Here is a 1,013-nt window from a genome sequence, read left to right as displayed (position 1 = left end):
TTGTACTTGGAAGTTGGTTTTTTAATCGATACATTTGGCTAACCAAATCCCCAACTGACGCCAAGCCACGAAACGTTAGTGGCTATTTTACCTGAAAAACCGCATAAAAAAGATAAAAATGAATGAATTAGTTATTCCTACAGAAAATAATAACGATATAATTTATAAACTTGTAAAAGGTGGAATTGGAGCAATTCCAATAGCTGGAAGTATAATTGCCGAAACTTTCGGATTAATCATTGCAGAACCAATTTCAAAACGTAGAGAAATTTGGATGAATATCGTAGTCGAAAAACTGAACTATTTAGAATCAAGAAATCATGGATTGATAACAAGTTTAAAGGAAAACGAAGAATTTATTTCATTCATATTGGAAAGTTCTCAAATTGCCTTTAAAACTCATCAAAAAGAAAAACTTAAAGTACTGCAAAATACGATAGAGAATTTCTTTTTAGATAATTCAACAGAATATGACAAAAAATATTCATTCTTAAAGGTTATTGAAGAAATAACTCCAACACATTTAAAGATTTTAAACTTTTTAATACAAAATGAAAACTATATAAATGAAAATATGGCTGGATTTCCGCAATTGCACGATAAATATTCCGAAATGGAAAATATTGACAAATTTTACTTTAGAAAATGTGTAATAGATTTAGAAAATCAATCATTAATTCGAGTTAGTGGAGATTTTGCAGATTATTTTAGTGGTGGAGGATTTTCAACTGACGAAGGTGCTCCAGCAATAAAAATATTAGATTTTGGAATCGATTTTATAAAGTTTATTACTGAAAAATAAAAAAACAGCCACTAACAGCGGTTTTAAGAAATTGGGGTTTTTGGGCTTAATTTAAAGTTTGTTTTGTACTTTTAAATCTCGGTGTTTAATCGAAAGTTTCGGGTTTACAAATCCCCAACTTCTTAAAGCCGCGAAACGTTATGGGGCAGTTGTGCCGAAATTACGCAGGTAATTTCGATTTGAAAATGAAGTTTGTAACTCGCAGATAATT

The 1,013-nt window shown here is 30.0% G+C and carries 1 protein-coding gene; it reads left to right on the top strand.

Annotation, left to right across the window (positions count from 1 at the left end; all coding sequences use genetic code 11):
* Positions 1–118: 118 nt before the first annotated feature.
* Positions 119–802: a hypothetical protein gene (locus FNW21_RS16210; RefSeq protein WP_144257789.1), complete on the top strand. Its 684-nt coding sequence runs from the start codon at positions 119–121 to the stop codon at positions 800–802.
* The last annotated feature ends 211 nt before the right edge of the window (positions 803–1,013 follow it).

Origin of the sequence: Flavobacterium restrictum (assembly GCF_007097245.1) — a bacterium.
Taxonomy (GTDB): Bacteria; Bacteroidota; Bacteroidia; order Flavobacteriales; family Flavobacteriaceae; genus Flavobacterium; species Flavobacterium restrictum.
This window is presented reverse-complemented; position numbering and strand designations above follow the sequence as displayed.

What these genes read in the sequence shown, in the direction of transcription:
- FNW21_RS16210 (WP_144257789.1), top strand. Translation starts at nt 119, where the DNA reads ATGAATGAATTAGTTATTCCTACAGAAAATAATAACGATATAATTTAT.